The organism is Bradyrhizobium sp. ERR14 (assembly GCF_014198235.1).
Classification (GTDB): Bacteria; Pseudomonadota; Alphaproteobacteria; order Rhizobiales; family Xanthobacteraceae; genus Bradyrhizobium.
Map to the genome: position 1 here is coordinate 1 of NZ_JACIHD010000036.1, position 16,563 is coordinate 16,563.

Here is a 16,563-nt window from a genome sequence, read left to right on the forward strand (position 1 = left end):
CCGGATCGCGCTTCCCTCCGGCGTAAAATCAAGCGCGCTGGCTGGGACAACGCATTCCTCTTGGCCACCCTCAGCCATATGCGATAGCCCTGCCCACAAGGGGGGGAGGGAACGCAGCTCGCGTGTGGCGACATGCGCGCATTCACTCAGCCGTTCTTACAAACAAAAACGAGGCGGGATTTCCCGCCGCGTTTGCATTCGATGGTGAATGAACGAGAGAAGAACTACTCCTCCTCGTCTTCCTGCTTCTTGCCGCCGAGCGTCTTCAGCTTGGCGAACACGGCGTCGAGGTTGAGGTCGTCGCTCGATCGCTCGGCCGGCTCGAACTCGTCCTTCTTGGTGGTCTCGGAAGCCGGCAGTAGCGTGGCGCCGCCATAGGCTGCGTCGATCGGCTTCTCCTTGGCCGCGCGCGCCACCTCGAAATCGAGCTCGATCTGCGAGCAGAGGCCGAGGGTGACGGGGTCGATCGGGGTCAGCTGGGAGGTGTTCCAGTGGGTTCGGTCCCGCACGCTCGCGATGGTGCTCTTGGTGGTGCCGACCAGGCGCATGATCTGGGCGTCCTTGAGCTCGGCATGGTTGCGCAGCAGCCAGAGGATGGCGCTCGGACGCTCATGGCGGCGCGAGACCGGAGTGTAGCGCGGGCCCTTGCGCTTGGGCTGGGGCGGCAGCACCACCTTGCTCTCCTGGAGGCGGAGCCGATAATCCGGATTCCGCTCGCCCTTCTCGATCTCCTCGCGGGTCAGCTGGCCGTTGGAGAGGGGATCCATGCCCTTGATGCCCTGGGCAGCATCGCCGTCGGCGATCGCGCGCACCTCGAGGGGATGCATCTTGGTGAAATCGGCGACCTGATCGAAGGTCAGCGCGGTGTTGTCGAGCAGCCAGACGGCGGTCGCCTTGGGCATCAGAGGTGCGTTGCTCATGGCAAATCTCCTTTGTGCTTCGCCCACCCCTCTGGAGGCGAAACCGGTGGTCATCAGCGATGACTGGGAATTCGCGCTATATAAGCCCGGAGGGGGTAGCCACGCAATGGTTCTGCTATAGATAGTGCCTTGACAGCGCCCGAAAGGGGGCCCAATTCCCTGTAAGCCCGTACCCAAGCCCTATTCCATTCATCGACCGCTTCCCGCCCATTTGGCGAGGTGATTCGGTCCCGAGATCGCTCAATGTCAGCCAAACCAGACCTCAAGATCGTGCTTTGTTCTCCCCGTGGCTTCTGCGCCGGGGTGGTCCGGGCGATCGACACCGTGGAACGGGCGCTCGATAAGTACGGCGCCCCCGTCTATGTTCGCCATGAGATTGTGCACAACAAATATGTCGTCGACGGGTTGAAGAAAAAGGGCGCCATCTTCGTCGAGGAGCTCGCCGAAATCCCGGAAAACACCACCGCGCCGGTGGTGTTCTCGGCCCACGGCGTGCCGAAATCGGTTCCAGCCGACGCCCAGTCCCGCAATTTGTTCTCGCTGGATGCGACCTGCCCGCTGGTCACCAAGGTGCACCGCGAGGCCGCGATCCACTTCAAGCGTGGCCGCGAGATCTTCCTGATCGGCCACTCCCATCACCCCGAGGTGGTCGGCACGCTCGGCCAGCTTCCGACCGGCGCCGTGACCCTGATCGAGACCGCTGAGGACGCCAAGACGATCTCCCCGAAGGACCCCAACAACCTCGCCTTCGTGACCCAGACCACGCTGTCGATCGACGACACCGCGGAGATCGTGGCGCTGCTGAAGGAGCGCTTCCCGAACATCAACGGGCCGCACAAGGAAGACATCTGCTACGCCACCACCAACCGCCAGCTCGCGGTGAAGAAGGTGGCGCCGGTGGTCGACGCGCTCATCGTCGTCGGTGCTCCCAATTCGTCGAACTCGCAGCGCCTGCGCGAGGTCGCCGAGCGCGAGGGCTGCCGGATCGCGGTGCTGGCGCAGCGCGCCACCGACATCGACTGGGACAAGTTCGGCAACATTTCGAGCCTCGGCATCACCGCGGGCGCCTCCGCGCCGGAAGTGATCGTCGAAGAGATCATGGACGCCTTCGCCGAGCGTTACACGCTGCATGTGGAGACGGTCTCGGCCGCTGAGGAGAACGAGTTCTTCCCGCTGCCGCGTCAGGTGCGCCCAGAAGCCGCCGCCGAGTAGACCTTTATGGCGGTCTACACCGACGTTGCCGCCGACGAGCTTGCGGATTTCCTGAAGCAATACGAGCTCGGCGAATTGCTCTCCTACAAGGGCATCGCCGAGGGCGTCGAGAACACCAACTTCCTGCTGCATACCAGCCAGGGGTCGTTCATCCTCACGCTCTACGAGAAGCGCGTGGCGAAGAACGATTTGCCGTTCTTCCTCGCGCTGATGACGCATCTGGCCGAGCATGGCATCAACTGCCCACTGCCGGTGAAGGGAACGGACGGCGAGGCGTTGCGCGAGCTGTCCGGGCGTCCAGCGGCGATCATCACCTTTCTCGAAGGCATGTGGCCGCGCAAGCCGAACGTCGCCCATTGCGCCGGCGTCGGTGCGGCGCTGGCGAAGATGCATCTGGCCGGCGCGAACTTTGCGGTTCGGCGCGCCAATGCGCTGTCGGTCGCGGGCTGGCGGCCGCTGTTCGATGTGGCCTCGAACCGAGCCGATGAGGTGCAGCCGGGCCTGCGCGCGTTCCTGGCGACCGAGCTCGACCATCTCTCGAGCGGGATCTGGCCGGATAATCTGCCTGAGGGCGTGATCCACGCCGACCTCTTCAACGACAACGTCTTCTTCCTCGGCGACCAGCTCTCGGGGATCATCGACTTCACCTTCGCCTGCAACGACATGCTGGCCTATGACGTCGCGATCTGCCTCAACGCCTGGTGCTTCGAGCCGGATCATTCCTTCAACGTCACCAAGGCGCGTGCCTTCCTCAACGCCTATGGCCGCGTGCGAAAGCTCTCGGAGGGGGAAGAGGCCGCGCTGCCGCTCTTGGCGCGCGGCGCTGCGATCCGCTTCCTGCTGACGCGGCTGGTGGACTGGCTCAACGTGCCGCCCGGCGCGCTGGTCAAGCCGAAGGACCCGCTGGAATATTTTCGCAAGCTGCGCTTCCACCAGAGCGTGACGAGCGTACGCGATTACGGGCTGATGCCGTCAGGATTGGTCGCGTGAGCGAGCGTCCCAATGTCACGATCTATACCGATGGAGCCTGCTCGGGAAACCCCGGGCCGGGCGGCTGGGGCGCGATCCTGAAGTTCGGCGACAAGGAAAAAGAGCTGAACGGCGGCGAGCGCCACACCACCAACAACCAGATGGAGCTGATGGCGGCGATCTCCGCGCTCGAGGCGCTGAAGAAGCCGTGCACGGTCGATCTCTACACCGACAGCCAGTATGTCCGGCAGGGCATCACCGGCTGGATCTTCGGCTGGAAGCGCAACGGCTGGCGCACCGCCGACAAGAAGCCCGTGAAGAATGTCGAGCTATGGCAGCGCCTGGATGCCGCGCTGAAGCAGCACGAGGTCCGCTGGCACTGGGTCAAGGGCCATGCCGGCCACCCCGAGAACGAGCGCGCGGATCAACTGGCGCGCGACGGGATCGTGAAGGCGCGGTTGCAGCAGCGGCTGGCGGAGTAGCGACGCGTTGTCGGCGCTCCATTCTCAGGTTTCGTAGGGTGGGCTAAGGCGCGTCAGCGCCGTGCCCACCACCTTTCTCTCATGGGAAGTCGGTGGGCACGCTTCGCTTTGCCCACCCTACGGCACTACGGCACTTTCGCCGCGGCTCAGAGCTGCCCGAGCAGCGTATCGCCGCCGGAGACCTCGACCTTGCCGGGCATCGCCTCGAGGTTGAGCTTCTTGACCACGCCGTCCTCGACCAGCATCGAATAGCGCTTGGAGCGGATGCCGAGGCCGTTGGCGGAGGCGTCCAGCTCCATGCCGATCGCCTTGGTGAAATCGGCGTTGCCGTCAGCGAGGAAGATGGCCTCGTCGCGCTGGTCGGTGTCGCGCTTCCAGGCGTTCATGACGAAGGCGTCGTTGACGGAGACGATGGCGATGCTGTCGACGCCCTTGTCCTTCAGGGCATAGGCGTTGAGGAAGATGCTCGGCAGATGCATCTTGTGGCAGGTGCCGGTATAGGCGCCGGGCACCGCGAACAGCGCCACCTTCTTGCCCTTGAAGATATCGTCGGTGGTCTTCACTTGCGGGCCTTCCGCCGTCATCACGCGGAATTTCGCCTCGGGCAGCTTGTCGCCAGTCTGGATCGCCATTGTCGGTCTCCCTGAATATCGATCCCGCTTATTAGACCGTGCGGCGGGCCTGCACAATATTGCCGGCGGGCGAAGCGGTGAGGTGGGTCCCTTTCACCGTGATGTCATCAGCCGGCGAAGCCCCCCTTGTCGAGAAAGGCCTGCTCTTCCTCGGTGCTGTCGCGGCCGAGCAGGCGGTTGCGGTGGGGAAACCGGCCGAACCGCTGGATGATGTCGGCGTGCTCCCGGGCGTATTTCAGGTTTTCGGCATTCTCGGTGTTCTGAAACAACGCGACGCAACGCAGCTGGTCGGGCAGGTGCTCGGAATGCATGAAGGGCAAATAAACGAATTCGAGCAGGACCGGATCGATCCTGCCATCGACCCCGCGATCGATCGCCCGGCGGGCGACATCGCGCGCCTGGGCATCGCTGGCAAAGGCCTGGGACGTGCCGCGGAACATGTTGCGGGGGAATTGGTCGAGCACGATGACCAGCGCGAGTGCGCCGTCATCGCTTGCCTCCCATGACGCGAGCTCGCCGGCGACCGCCTTCTGCCACAAAGCAAGGAAGCGGCGCCTGACCTCGGCATCGAAGGCGTCGTTGCGCTTGTACCAGCGCTCGCGGCCGGCCTCGCGCCAGAAGGCGAGAATGCCTGATGGCGCGATATCGTCGACGACAGTCATGAACCGCAGACACGCTTACGCCGCCTGAGCTTTCTTCTCGTCGCGCAGTTCGCGTCGCAGGATCTTGCCGACATTGGTCTTGGGCAGGTCGCTGCGGAATTCGATGTGCTTGGGCACCTTGTAGCCGGTGAGCTGCTCGTGACAGAATTTGATCACGGCCTCGGCAGTGAGGTTTTGATCCTTCTTCACCACGAAAGCCTTTACCGCTTCGCCCGACTTGGAATCGGGAATGCCGATCACGGCGCATTCGAGCACGCCCGGATGGCTCGCGATCACTTCCTCGATCTCGTTGGGATAGACGTTGAAGCCTGAGACCAGGATCATGTCCTTCTTGCGGTCGACGATCTTGGTGTAGCCCTCCTCGTCCATGATGCCGATGTCGCCGGTGCGGAAATAGCCGTCCGCGGTCATCACCTTCGCGGTCTCCTCGGGCCTGTTCCAGTAGCCCGACATCACCTGCGGACCCTTGGCACAGATCTCGCCGGCCTGGCCGAGCGGCACTTCGTTGCCGTCGTCGTCGCGGATCGAGATGTAGGTTGACGGCACGGGAATGCCGATCGTCCCCGTGAACTCGGTTGCCGTTGCCGGATTGCAGGTCAGCGTCGGCGAAGTCTCCGACAGGCCGTAACCCTCGGCGATGAAGCAGCCAGTGATCGCCTTCCATTGATCGGCCACGGGGCGCTGCACCGCCATGCCGCCGCCGTTGGAGATCTTCAGCTTGGAGAAGTCGAGCTTCTTGAAATCAGGGTGGTGCATCAGGCCGTTGTAGAGCGTGTTCACGGCCGGGAAGCTGTTGACCTGGTATTTTGCCAGCTCCTTGACGAAGCCGGCGATGTCGCGCGGGTTGGGGATCAGGAGATTGCAGCCGCCGGCGCGCACCGCGAGCAGGTAGCAGGCCGTCAGCGCGAAAATGTGATAGAGCGGCAGCGCGCAGACGATCATGAGCTGGTCGACATGCGGCGGCGCGGCGAGCGCCGGCTGCAGCCAGGCGTCGTTCTGCAGGACGTTGGCGACGATGTTGCGGTGGAGCAGGGTGGCGCCCTTGGAGACGCCGGTGGTGCCGCCGGTATATTGCAGGAAGGCGACATCGCCCGGCGAGAGTTTTGGCTTATTGAAGGTCATGCCGCGGCCGGCCGACACCGCATCGTTGAAAGAGACCGAGCCCGGCAGCGACCATGCCGGTACCATCTTCTTGACGCGGCGGACGACGAGATTGACGATCACGCCCTTGAAACCGAGCAGATCGCCCATGCTGCCGACGATGACGTGCTTGACCTGCGTCTTGGCGATCACCTGCTCGACGGTGTGGGCGAAATTCTCCAGCACGATGATGGCTTCGGCGCCGGAATCCTTGAGCTGGTGCTCGAGCTCACGCGGCGTGTAGAGCGGATTGACGTTGACCACCGCGAAGCCGGCGCGCAGCACCGCGGCGGTCGCGATCGGATATTGCAGCACGTTCGGCATCATGATGGCGACGCGGGCGCCGCGCTGCAGTCCGCGGCCCTGCAAATAGGCGCCGAGCGCGACCGACATCTGGTCGAGGTCGCGGTAGCTGATGGACTTGTCCATGCAGATGAACGCCTTGCGGTCGGCGAACTTGGTGAAGCTCTCCTCCAGCAGATCGACCAGCGATGCGTATTGGGTCGGCTCGATATCGGCGGGCACGCCGGGCGGATATTGCTTGAGCCAGATGCGCTCCATGGAAAACTCCCCTCATCTACCAGAGCCCGTTGTGTCTCGGGCTTGCCTCATTGCCGCCAGTATCGAGCCTGCCGGAACGGGTGGCAAGTCGTCGAGGCTTAAGACATAGGTCAGGAAGTGGCTACTGGAATCGTCGATACCGCGCTGCCGCAGGTGCGAAGCGCGGGGGGCCCGGTTCGGCGGTCCGTTAACTGTTGTTGGCCGGCTTGGCCGCGGGCTTGGTTGCGGCCTTGGGCTTGGCGGGCTTCGGTTCGCTGCTTGCCGCAGGCTTCTCGGCGGGTTTTGCCGCCGCATCGTGCTTGGCGGCGGCATGCTTGGGCGCGGCCGGCTTAGCCGCAGTCTTGGCGTCGTTCTTGGCGTCGCTCTTATCGTTTTTCTTGGCCTCAGCCGGCTTGGCAACAGGCTTCACGGCCGCCGTCTTGGTGTCCTTCGCGGCGTCCTTGCCCGCGTCCTTCGGCTTGTCGGCCGCGTCAGGCTTCTTGGCCACGCGCGACTTCTTGCCACGCGGCTTGGACGCCGTCTGCTGGTCGGCATCGGCCGCCACCGCCGCGATCAGGGCGGTGCCGGTGCGGGTCGGGCCGGTATAGACCAGCACGGGCTCAGTCGCCGCCGGAGCCGAGGCCATCAGCTCGGAGGCCTTCATCAGGGGCGGCTGGAGGCCGGCGGTGAAGAAGGTCACCTGGGCTTCGCCGCCGGTGGCCGAGGCCGATCCGCTGGTGCCGCCATTGGCCGCAATCAGCGCATCGTCGTCGTCGCTGGCCGGCCGCTTGCGATGGCCGCCGCACATCTCGTCGCGCAGGTTCGGCGGCGAGGCATCGACCGGCACGAGGTTATCGACCGTGCCGAGCGAGGGGCGCAGCCACGTCAGATTGTCCTGGCCGAAGCCGCGCTCCAGCAGCTGCGCCGCCTTCACCGCGCGCGCGGTGCCGGAATTGGCGCCGAGCACCACCGCGATCAGCCGGCGGCCATTGCGCGTGGCCGAGGCGACGAGGTTGTAGCCGGAGGCGCAGATGAAGCCGGTCTTGAAACCGTCGGCGCCAGGATAGCGGCCGATCAGCTTGTTGAAATTGCCGGTGGTGCGCTTGCCGAAGCGGATCGCCGGGATGTGCACGAAGTATTCGTATTCCGGCAGGTCGCGCAGGAACGAGCGGGCGAGAATGCCGAGGTCGCGCGCCGACGTGATCTGGCCGTCTGCGGGCAGGCCGTTCGGATTGACGTAGCTGGTCTGCGTCATGCCGAGCTTCTTCGCGGTGTCGTTCATCATCGCGGAGAAGCCGTCGATCGAACCGCCGACGCCTTCGGCGAGCACCACGGCCATGTCGTTCGCCGACTTGACCATCATCATCTTCAGCGCGTTGTCGACGGTGAGCTGCGTTCCCGGACGGAACCCCATCTTCGAGGGCGACTGCGAGGCCGCCGTCGGCGAAACCGTGAGCAGCGTGTCGAGCGTCAACCTGCCGTCCTTGACCGCCCTCAACGTCACATAGGCTGTCATGATCTTGGTGACGGAGGCCGGATACCAGGGAATGGTCGCGTTCTCGGCCTGCAACACCTTGCCAGTGTCGGCCTCGATCAGCAGCAGCGCTTCGGCGCTCGCCGCGCGCGGCGCCAGCAGCGCGGCACATGCGAGGCTCGCAGCGAACAGGTTGAACAGGGATTTGCGAAGCAGCGGGCGTAGGGCGTGCACTATCCGATTCCGGTCCTTGGAGACCCGCCAGTTCCGGGCGGTGCTCGTGATCTGAGTGTCGGTTCTGAAATCCAGCGCCGCCGCTTGCGGCGCCGCAAACCTATACCGGCTGGTGCGTCGAGAACAGGGGCATGAGCGGGGTATTCCGCAATGAAATAGGCCGAATTTCGACGATCCTGTGGGGACTTGCTAGGGAGATTTGGCAGCAGTCGCAGCAGCCTCAGCGGCTGTCACACTGGCCCGTGTGGTCTCGTGAACCATGAACTGGGCCCTGGCGAGCTCGGCGAAATGGCCGCTCTTGGCCACGAGTTCATCGAAAGTTCCGCTTTCGATCACCCGTCCGTTCTCGAACACCAGGATCCGCGTGGCGTTGCGGATGGTGGAGAGGCGGTGGGCGATCACGAAGGTGGTGCGGCCCTTCATCACTTCGTCGAGAGCGGCATTCACCTTGGCCTCGGTGACGGCGTCGAGCGCGCTGGTCGCCTCGTCCAGGATCAGGATCGGCGGGTCCTTCAACAGCGCGCGGGCGATCGACAGCCGCTGCCGCTCGCCGCCGGACAGCATGCGGCCGCGCTCGCCGGCATTGGTCTCGAAGCCGCCGCTGCGCTCGATGAAATCGAGCGCCTGCGCCCGCTCGGCCGCCTTGCGCATCTCGGCCTCGGTCGCGTCCGGCTTGCCGACGCGCAGATTCTCCTCGATCGAGCGGTTGAACAGCAGCGCCTCCTGGAACACGACGCCGATATTCCGGCGCAGCGAGGTCAGCGTGACGCCGCGCACGTCCATGCCGTCGATCTTGATGAAACCCGACTGCGGGTCGAAGGCGCGATGCAACAGCGCGATCGCGGTGGATTTGCCGGCGCCGGTGGGGCCGACCAGCGCGATGGTCTGGCCGGGCAGTGCGGTGAAGGTGAGGTCCTCGATCGCCGGCCGCTTGCCGTCATAGGAAAAGGTGACGTCGTTGAACTCGACGAGACCGGACAGCCTGCCGGCGTCGATCGCGTCGGGCCGGTCGTGCACCGCGGGCACGGCGTCGAGCACATTGAAGAACTCGCGCAGGCGGGGCGCTTCCATGAACACGTTGTTGATGAAGCTCACCACCTGCTCGAGCTTCTGGATCAGCAGCGTCGCAAAGCTCACGAACATCACGATCTCGCCGACCGAGGTGAGCCCCTGGTCGTGCAGCGCGATGCCGAGCGTGAAGATTGCGAGCACGGTGATGGTGGTGGAGGCGCGCGTGATGACGGTGACGAGAGCCCACCACGACAGCACCGGCATTTGCGCGGCGAGCAGCTCGTCGGCGACGGAGCGCAGTCCCTTCACCTCGGATTCGACGCGGACGAAGCTCTGCACCAGCGCGACATTGCCGAGCGCATCGGAGGCGCGCGCGGACAGCTCGCTATATTGCTCCTCGACCGCCATCTGCATGCCGAAGGTCTTGCGCACCACGAAGGTCGTCAGTGCCGTGAAGACGATGCAGAGCACGAACAGCAGGATCGCCAATCGCCAGTTCAAGTAGAGCGACAGCGGCAGCAGCACCACGACCGAGAGGATCGCGGCAAAGTGCTCGCGGAAGAAGCCGAGCCACAGCCGCCACAAGGCGTCGGTGCCGTTGAGCATCACCTTCATCAGCCGGCCCGAATGGGTTCCGGAGTGGAAGGTCAGCGGCAATTGCAGGATGTGCTCGAAATAGTCGGTCAGCACCGCCTGGCGCTGGCGGTGCGAGAGCCGGTCGGCCTGCAAGGCCACGAGCGCGCTGCAGAGAATGGTGAACAGCCCGAACGCGACCCAGGCTACCAGGAACGGCCAGGCCGAGCTCGACCCGGCCACGGTCTTGCCCGACAGCACGTCGACGATCCGCCCGAACAGCACGGGCTCGGCGAACTGCGAGCCCGCCAGCAGGAGGTTGGCGACCGCAAGCAGCCAGCCCAGCCGCGCCTCCTTGCCGAGCAGCTCGAGAACGCGGGTATAGAGACGGAGGATGGGCATGCGGGCGACGAACTCGAGCGGATAACGGAGCCCGTATTTTAAGCAGGGATCGCGCGGGAGATACAGCGGAAGCTGTCAGTTTTTCTCAGTTGATCAGCCGCCCCGCCACCGGCGGCAGGAACCGGTCGTCGAAGATGTCGCCAGCCGTGGGCCGTTTGCGGAATTTGAAGTCCTGCGCGATCTGGTCGATCGAGCGCTCCAGGCGCGCGGGCTCGACGCCGCCGAGGCCGTTGCGCTTGACCTCATCGGTCAGGATGTTGTCGACGAGGACGGTGCGCAGGCGCTCCAGCTCTAGGTCGCGGTCGCCATCGTCGATGCGGCCCGCGGCCTCGTCCGCCGCGCGTGCCGGCTCCTTGATGGTCGCATTGATGCCGGCGATCAAGGCGCGGACGAAGCCCTTCACGGCGTCCGGCTTCGCCGCGGCGAAGGCGGGATTGACCACCACGGCGAAGCCATAGGCCTCGCAGCCATAGTCGGCATAACGCAGCACGACGAGATCGGCGCCGGGCACGCCGCGGTCGCGCAGGTTCACCGCGGAGAGATAGTTGAAGCCTGCGACGGCATCGACCTGTCCCGCGGACAGGATCGGCTCGCGGACCGCAGCGCCAATCTTGTGGAATTTGACGCGCGATGCCTTGATACCGTTCTGCTGCGCCAGCGCCGGCCACAGTCGCATCGACAGATCGCCGTCGGCAACGCCGACGGTCTTGCCGTCGAGATCGGGCAAGACATGGATGCCGCGGCTCCTGCGCGCGACGATCGCGTAGGGCGCGCGGTTGAACAGCACGAACGCCGCCTTGACCGGCGCCGAGTCCTCCTTGTCGCGAAGGCGGATCAGCTCGTTGATGTCGACCAGCGCAAGCTCGCTGTCGCCCTTGGCGACGCGTGCGAGCGCCTCCGGCGATCCGGCTGCACTGTTGAAGGATACGTTGAGACGTTCGGCGCTGAACCTGCCGTCCTTCGCCGCAAGGAAGAACGGCGCCATGCTCGCGTCCAACGGGCGGTCGAAGGTGAAGTGAATCGCAACGGACGGCGCAGCGGTCTCGGCCGCACTGACATCGCCTGCAACGAGCGTTGCAAGCGAGATCGAGACAGCCAGCAGGCAACGGAGGGCGGTCGTCTTGAATCCTGACATCGATTGCGCCGGTTCCGCATTGTTATGGTTTCGTGACGCTTCGCGGCGCCCGGCTACGGCCAGTCTCTCCGCGCCAACATGAACGGCAGATGAGCGGCGGTTGCGGCACGATTACGCAACCCCGTTCAGCTTGTGTTGGGGTTGGGGAACCCAACTTAGGCTGTGCGGGTTTTAAAGGCATGAGCCTGTCCGCAGGCGTCCATTCCAGGTCCCAAGGAGGGCCCAAGACATGTTCGAGCGATTCTCCAAGTTTGCGGGCCGAAAGGCCGTTCTGGCCACCGCCGCGGTGCTGGCGCTGACCGCGCTTGCCCCGACCGCGTCCTATGCAGGCGGCCGTCACTGGCATGGTGGTGGAGGCGGCGCGGCCGCAGCTGCGGCTTTCGCGGCCATCGGCACCGGTCTTGCCATCGCCGCGACCCGTGACTCCTATGCCTATGACTACGGTCCGGGCTATGGCTATTACGGCGGTCCCGCCTATTACAGCGGCCCTGCCTACGGGCCCTATTATGGTCCAGGCCCGAACTTCCAATATCAGCGCTACGGCGGCACCGCTCCGTCCGAGTTCTGCGGCCAGGGTTACTACCAGAACTGCTACTAGCTCTGGCAGCTGGAGTTCACCATGACAGGCCGTCGCGCTTGCTGCGCCGGCCTGTTTTTTGCTTTTATTGCCGCGCGTTAACACGCCCGCCATTTGTTTAGAGTAGTTTTGAGTACCATGAGTGATTCGCTTGAGCGGCTATATCTGGCTGTGCTCGCGGCCAGGGATCTTGATCCGGCAACATCGCGTACGGCCCGGCTGTTTCAGCGCGGGCCCTCGAAAATGGCAAAGAAGCTCGCCGAAGAGGCCATCGAGGTCGTGATCGACGCCGTCAATGGCGACGCCGACGCCGTGATCCGGGAAAGCGCCGACCTCTTGTACAATCTCACCGTGCTCTGGGCCTCTGCGGGCGTGCGTCCCGAGGACGTCTGGCGCGAGATGGCGCGGCGGGAAGACATGCTCGGCATCGCCGAGAAGCTGCCGAAATCGTCGATGAAGCTGCCCAAAGTCGCGTCACCGCGCGTGGCCGCCAGGCGGCCAATTGTCGCGCTCGAGGGGCGTGCCGCGCGCAAGCGCCACTAAAGCGCGATGGGATCGCGGTGAATGGTTCATCGCGCTTTAGCCTCTTGTTTGAGCATGATCTTTCCGGAAAACCGCCGCACACTTTTCCGGATCATGCTCGAAACGTCATAATTCGCCTCAATCTCGGCATGGACAAATCCGTCCCATGGTGCTTCATCGCGGCGCCATGCTGAAACGTATCTACGACTGGTGCATCGACGCCGCTCACAAGCCCTACGCGCTCTGGATCATGGGAGCGGTGTCTTTCGCCGAAAGCTCCTTCTTTCCGGTGCCGCCGGATGTGATGCTGATCCCGATGTCGCTGGCGCGCCCGCAGCGCGCCTGGCTCTACGCGGCCGTCTGCACCATCACCTCGGTGCTCGGCGGCATTCTGGGCTACGCCATCGGCGCGCTGCTGTTCGACTCGGTCGGTCATTGGCTGATCCAGGTCTACGGCCTCGGCGACAAGGTCGACGCCTTCCGTGCCTCCTATGCGGAGTGGGGCGCGGTGATCATCCTGCTCAAGGGTTTGACGCCGATCCCCTACAAGCTCGTCACGATCACCTCGGGCTTTGCTGGCTACAACATTCTGTTGTTCACGATCTGCTCGATCGTCGCGCGCGGCGGACGCTTCTTCGTCGTTGCGATCCTGCTCAACCGTTATGGCGACTGGATCCGGCACAAGCTCGAAGAGCGTCTTGGATTGTGGGTGGCGATCGGTGCTGCGCTGCTGGTGCTCGGCTTCGTGGTGGCGATCAAGCTGATCTAGAGCATGATCCGGAAAAGTGTGAAGCGGTTTTCCGAAAAGATCATGCTCACTTGGTAACCCGCGCTTTGCCGCCGGGCCGGGTTCGGCTACGGTTGCCGCCATGATGGTTCGATCCGGCAATCCGGCCTTGCGGCTCGGGACGCTGATATCAGCAGTGCTGCTGGTCCTGCTCGGTGCCGCCGGGACCGGATGGCCGCAATCCGCTCCGCCGGCGCTTGGCTTGCAGGAGCAGGGGCCGCAGGCCGCGCCTCAGCCGTCGACACCCGCTCCATCGGCGCCGCCGGCGGCAGCGGAAAATCCCGGGCTGATCAATGAAATGGGCAAGCTGTTCGACAAGCTGCCCTCGATCCTGCCGCCGATCAAAAGCCCGAGCGAGACCATGAACGATCTGTCGCGGCTGGCGAAGCCCTCAACCATGGTGTCGGGCCGAGTGGCTTGTCCGGCCTCGTCCAACGGCGCGCCCGATTGCAAGCAGGCCGCCGACCAGCTCTGCCAGAGCAAGGGTTACAAGGACGGCAAGAGCCTGAATGCCGACTCCGCGGAAAAATGCTCGGCCAAGGTCCTGATTCCCGGCAGGGCTCGCAAGCCGGACGACTGCCGCACCGATACTTTCGTGACCAGCGCGCTGTGCCAGAACTAAAGGACGTCGCGCGAGCAACAAGGAGCGCCCATGAGCCGTACGGAGCAGGACTTCCTCGGACAGCGTGAGATCGCCGACGACATCTATTACGGCGTCCAGACCATCCGGGGTAAGGAAAACTTCCACATCACCGGCATTCCGATGAACCAGGAGCCTTACTTCGTGAAGGCGCTCGGTTATGTCAAGAAGGCAGCCGCCATGGCCAATCGCGATCTCGGCGCGATCGACGCCAAGGTCGCGGACGCGATCATCCTCGGCTGCGACCGCGTCATCGCCGGCGACATGATGGACCAGTTCGTCACCGACTTCATCCAGGGCGGCGCCGGCACCTCCACCAACATGAACGCCAACGAGGTGATCGCGAACCTCGCGCTGGAATCGCTCGGCTTCGGCAAGGGCGACTATCAGCACGTCAGTCCCAATGATCACGTCAATTACGGTCAGTCGACCAACGACACCTATCCGACCGCCTTTCGTCTCGCGCTGATCCTGCGGCTCGAGAGCTACATGACCGCGCTGCGTCAGCTCCAGGAAGCTTTCTTCGCCAAGGGTCGCGAGTTCGACCGTGTGCTGAAGATGGGCCGCACGCATCTGCAGGATGCCGTGCCGATGTCGCTCGGGGCCGAATTCCGGGGCTGGGGCACCACGATCGGCGAGGAGGTCGACCGCATCTCGGAAGCGCGTGCGCTGCTGCGCGAGATCAATCTCGGCGCCACCGCGATCGGCACCTCCGTCACGGCTGCGGTCGGTTATCCCAAGCTCGCGGTCCGGCACCTCAGCGCGCTGACCGGCGTCGACTTCATCCTCGCCGGCGATCTCGTCGAGGCGACCTCGGACACCGGCGCCTATGTGCAGCTTTCGGGCGTGTTGAAGCGCACCGCGAGCAAGCTGACCAAGATCTGCAACGACATCCGCCTGCTCGCCTCCGGGCCGCGTGCCGGCTTCAACGAGATCAACCTGCCGCAGCTGCAGCCGGGCTCCTCGATCATGCCGGGCAAGGTCAATCCCGTGATCCCCGAGGTCGTCAACCAGACCAGCTTCCTCGTCATCGGGCTCGACACCACGGTGACGCTCGCGGCATCCGCCGGTCAGCTCCAGCTCAACGTGATGGAGCCGGTGATCTCGTTTGCGCTGTTCTTCTCGATTCGCACCATGGAGCGCGCGGTCAACAGCCTGCGCGAGAATTGCGTGGTCGGCATCACCGCCAACGAGGAGCACACCCGCAACATGGTGCTCAACTCGCTCGGCATCGTCACGGTGCTGAAGCCGCTGCTCGGCTACAAGCAATGCGCCGAGATCGCGCGCGAGGGCTACAAGAGCGGCAAGTCGCTGCATCAGATCGTGGTGGTCGAGCGCAAGCTGCTGACGCAGGAGAAGTGGGACGAGATGTTCTCGTTCGAGCGGTTGATCAATCCGGATCTGATCGGGTAGGCGGCCGTCATCCGCAACGCTCGCCTCGTCATTGCGAGGAGCTCTTGCGACGAAGCAATCCAGAGGACCTCCACGGAGACAGCCTGGATTGCTTCGCTGCGCTTGCAATGACGGAGAAGATGGGAAGGAATTCCGCTGCTTGGAAATTGCTGCCCAGGCATCAGCCACGGCGACAAAACGCAATACTTGACAGTGGAAAGATTGCCTTGTTGGTATGGCGGTCAACCTTCCATTGACTTGCCAACAGAGGATCGTCCCGCAATGTCCATGCCTGCCTTGTTCAAAGGACGCCTGTCGATCCCCGTGATCGGCTCGCCGCTCTTCATCATCTCGGTGCCCGATCTGGTAATCGCGCAGTGCAAGGCGGGGGTGGTCGGCTCGTTTCCGTCGCTGAACGCGCGGCCGCCGGAGCTGCTCGACGAATGGCTGGCGCGGATCACCGAGGAGCTCGCGGCCTACGACCGCGCCCATCCCGACAAGCCGTCGGCGCCGTTTGCGGTCAACCAGATCGTGCACAAGTCGAACAACCGGCTCGATCACGACATGCAGCTCTGCGCCAAGTACAAGGTGCCGATGATCATCTCCTCGCTCGGCGCGCGCGAGGAGCTGAACCAGGCCGTGCACGGCTGGGGCGGCATCGTCTTCCACGACGTGATCAACCAGAAATTCGCCCACAAGGCGATCGAGAAGGGCGCCGATGGCCTGATCCTGGTCGCGGCCGGCGCCGGCGGCCATGCCGGCACCATTTCGCCGCTGGCTTTCGTCGCCGAGACACGAAAATGGTTCGACGGCCCGATCGCGCTGTCGGGTGCGATCGGCAACGGCAAGGCGATCCGCGCCGCGCGCATCCTCGGGGCCGATTTTGCCTATATCGGCTCGGCCTTCATCGCGACCAAGGAAGCCAACGCGGTGGAGAAATACAAGGAGATGATCGCGGGATCGACCGCCGACGACATCGTCTATTCCAACCTCTTCACCGGCGTGCACGGCAATTATCTGAAACCCTCGATCCTCGCCGCCGGCATGGATCCGGAAAACTTGCCGACCTCCGATCCCTCCAAGATGAATTTCGGGACCGACGCTTCCGGCGAGCGCGCCAAGCCGAAGGCCTGGAAGGAAATCTGGGGCTCGGGCCAGGGCATCGGCAGCGTCGAGGCCATCCTGCCCGCCGCCGAATTGATCGCGCGCTTCAAGAAGGAATACGACGAGGCGATCGATCCGCCGTTGTAGTTCTCGTG

Annotated in this window: 16 protein-coding genes; 9 read left to right on the top strand and 7 right to left on the bottom strand. The window is 64.2% G+C overall.

Features of this window, described 5'->3' with window-relative positions:
• Positions 1-224: 224 nt before the first annotated feature.
• Entirely contained in the window at positions 225-920 is a 696-nt protein-coding gene (locus GGD62_RS39125; protein ID WP_026202531.1) for a DUF1013 domain-containing protein, read from the bottom strand.
• Positions 921-1,163: 243 nt separating this feature from the next.
• On the opposite strand from GGD62_RS39125, the gene ispH reads away from it, so the two are divergent.
• From ispH to rnhA, 3 genes are read left to right on the top strand one after another with little or no spacing between them, the layout of a single operon-like run.
• The gene (gene ispH / locus GGD62_RS39130; protein ID WP_092254145.1) at positions 1,164-2,132 is read left to right on the top strand and encodes a 4-hydroxy-3-methylbut-2-enyl diphosphate reductase; all 969 of its coding nucleotides are present in this window, start codon (positions 1,164-1,166) and stop codon (positions 2,130-2,132) included.
• Between the two features lie 6 nt (positions 2,133-2,138).
• On the top strand, positions 2,139-3,122 hold the full coding sequence (locus GGD62_RS39135) for a homoserine kinase (RefSeq protein ID WP_183714422.1): 984 nt from the start codon (positions 2,139-2,141) through the stop codon (positions 3,120-3,122).
• Complete coding sequence (gene rnhA / locus GGD62_RS39140) at positions 3,119-3,583, top strand: ribonuclease HI (RefSeq protein ID WP_104464944.1); 465 nt, start codon at positions 3,119-3,121, stop codon at positions 3,581-3,583. The genes GGD62_RS39135 and rnhA overlap by 4 nt, the downstream gene beginning before the upstream one ends.
• Before the next feature lie 146 nt (positions 3,584-3,729).
• On the opposite strand, the gene GGD62_RS39145 is transcribed toward rnhA, so the two are convergent.
• The 6 genes from GGD62_RS39145 to GGD62_RS39170 all read right to left on the bottom strand — a co-directional run bounded on the left by GGD62_RS39145 (position 3,730) and on the right by GGD62_RS39170 (position 11,386).
• Entirely contained in the window at positions 3,730-4,215 is a 486-nt protein-coding gene (locus GGD62_RS39145) for a peroxiredoxin (protein WP_018321314.1), read from the bottom strand.
• A 107-nt stretch (positions 4,216-4,322) separates the two neighbouring features.
• Positions 4,323-4,877: a DUF924 family protein gene (locus GGD62_RS39150; protein WP_183714425.1), complete on the bottom strand. Its 555-nt coding sequence runs from the start codon at positions 4,875-4,877 to the stop codon at positions 4,323-4,325.
• A gap of 15 nt (positions 4,878-4,892) precedes the next feature.
• Positions 4,893-6,578 (bottom strand): long-chain fatty acid--CoA ligase, encoded by a 1,686-nt coding sequence (locus GGD62_RS39155; RefSeq protein ID WP_183714428.1) that lies wholly within the window; start codon positions 6,576-6,578, stop codon positions 4,893-4,895.
• Positions 6,579-6,765: 187 nt separating this feature from the next.
• Positions 6,766-8,265, bottom strand: a complete 1,500-nt coding sequence (locus GGD62_RS39160) for a D-alanyl-D-alanine carboxypeptidase family protein (protein ID WP_183714431.1) — start codon at positions 8,263-8,265, stop codon at positions 6,766-6,768.
• 189 nt (positions 8,266-8,454) lie between these two features.
• Positions 8,455-10,251, bottom strand: coding sequence for a glucan ABC transporter ATP-binding protein/ permease (locus GGD62_RS39165; protein ID WP_018321318.1), 1,797 nt, complete (start codon positions 10,249-10,251; stop codon positions 8,455-8,457).
• An 85-nt stretch (positions 10,252-10,336) separates the two neighbouring features.
• Positions 10,337-11,386 carry an ABC transporter substrate-binding protein gene (locus tag GGD62_RS39170; protein WP_183714434.1) on the bottom strand — a complete coding sequence of 350 codons (1,050 nt, stop codon included), beginning with the start codon at positions 11,384-11,386 and terminating at the stop codon, positions 10,337-10,339.
• 229 nt (positions 11,387-11,615) lie between these two features.
• On the opposite strand from GGD62_RS39170, the gene GGD62_RS39175 reads away from it, so the two are divergent.
• The 6 genes from GGD62_RS39175 to GGD62_RS39200 all read left to right on the top strand — a co-directional run bounded on the left by GGD62_RS39175 (position 11,616) and on the right by GGD62_RS39200 (position 16,555).
• Positions 11,616-11,984 (top strand): hypothetical protein, encoded by a 369-nt coding sequence (locus GGD62_RS39175; RefSeq protein ID WP_018321320.1) that lies wholly within the window; start codon positions 11,616-11,618, stop codon positions 11,982-11,984.
• 117 nt (positions 11,985-12,101) lie between these two features.
• Positions 12,102-12,506, top strand: a complete 405-nt coding sequence (gene hisE / locus GGD62_RS39180) for a phosphoribosyl-ATP diphosphatase (protein ID WP_018321321.1) — start codon at positions 12,102-12,104, stop codon at positions 12,504-12,506.
• Between the two features lie 145 nt (positions 12,507-12,651).
• Positions 12,652-13,254, top strand: coding sequence for a YqaA family protein (locus GGD62_RS39185; protein ID WP_018321322.1), 603 nt, complete (start codon positions 12,652-12,654; stop codon positions 13,252-13,254).
• A gap of 100 nt (positions 13,255-13,354) precedes the next feature.
• Entirely contained in the window at positions 13,355-13,894 is a 540-nt protein-coding gene (locus GGD62_RS39190) for a hypothetical protein (RefSeq protein ID WP_091955805.1), read from the top strand.
• A gap of 30 nt (positions 13,895-13,924) precedes the next feature.
• Entirely contained in the window at positions 13,925-15,325 is a 1,401-nt protein-coding gene (locus GGD62_RS39195) for an aspartate ammonia-lyase (protein WP_018321324.1), read from the top strand.
• A gap of 261 nt (positions 15,326-15,586) precedes the next feature.
• Positions 15,587-16,555, top strand: coding sequence for a nitronate monooxygenase family protein (locus GGD62_RS39200; RefSeq protein WP_018321325.1), 969 nt, complete (start codon positions 15,587-15,589; stop codon positions 16,553-16,555).
• The last annotated feature ends 8 nt before the right edge of the window (positions 16,556-16,563 follow it).

Bases quoted from the DNA above. Each gene is read 5' to 3' on its own strand.
- GGD62_RS39125 (WP_026202531.1), bottom strand. From the start codon at position 920: ATGAGCAACGCACCTCTGATGCCCAAGGCGACCGCCGTCTGGCTGCTC.
- ispH (WP_092254145.1), top strand. From the start codon at position 1,164: ATGTCAGCCAAACCAGACCTCAAGATCGTGCTTTGTTCTCCCCGTGGC.
- GGD62_RS39135 (WP_183714422.1), top strand. From the start codon at position 2,139: ATGGCGGTCTACACCGACGTTGCCGCCGACGAGCTTGCGGATTTCCTG.
- GGD62_RS39145 (WP_018321314.1), bottom strand. From the start codon at position 4,215: ATGGCGATCCAGACTGGCGACAAGCTGCCCGAGGCGAAATTCCGCGTG.
- GGD62_RS39150 (WP_183714425.1), bottom strand. From the start codon at position 4,877: ATGACTGTCGTCGACGATATCGCGCCATCAGGCATTCTCGCCTTCTGG.
- GGD62_RS39155 (WP_183714428.1), bottom strand. From the start codon at position 6,578: ATGGAGCGCATCTGGCTCAAGCAATATCCGCCCGGCGTGCCCGCCGAT.
- GGD62_RS39165 (WP_018321318.1), bottom strand. From the start codon at position 10,251: ATGCCCATCCTCCGTCTCTATACCCGCGTTCTCGAGCTGCTCGGCAAG.
- GGD62_RS39170 (WP_183714434.1), bottom strand. From the start codon at position 11,386: ATGTCAGGATTCAAGACGACCGCCCTCCGTTGCCTGCTGGCTGTCTCG.
- GGD62_RS39175 (WP_018321320.1), top strand. From the start codon at position 11,616: ATGTTCGAGCGATTCTCCAAGTTTGCGGGCCGAAAGGCCGTTCTGGCC.
- hisE (WP_018321321.1), top strand. From the start codon at position 12,102: ATGAGTGATTCGCTTGAGCGGCTATATCTGGCTGTGCTCGCGGCCAGG.
- GGD62_RS39185 (WP_018321322.1), top strand. From the start codon at position 12,652: ATGGTGCTTCATCGCGGCGCCATGCTGAAACGTATCTACGACTGGTGC.
- GGD62_RS39190 (WP_091955805.1), top strand. From the start codon at position 13,355: ATGATGGTTCGATCCGGCAATCCGGCCTTGCGGCTCGGGACGCTGATA.
- GGD62_RS39195 (WP_018321324.1), top strand. From the start codon at position 13,925: ATGAGCCGTACGGAGCAGGACTTCCTCGGACAGCGTGAGATCGCCGAC.
- GGD62_RS39200 (WP_018321325.1), top strand. From the start codon at position 15,587: ATGTCCATGCCTGCCTTGTTCAAAGGACGCCTGTCGATCCCCGTGATC.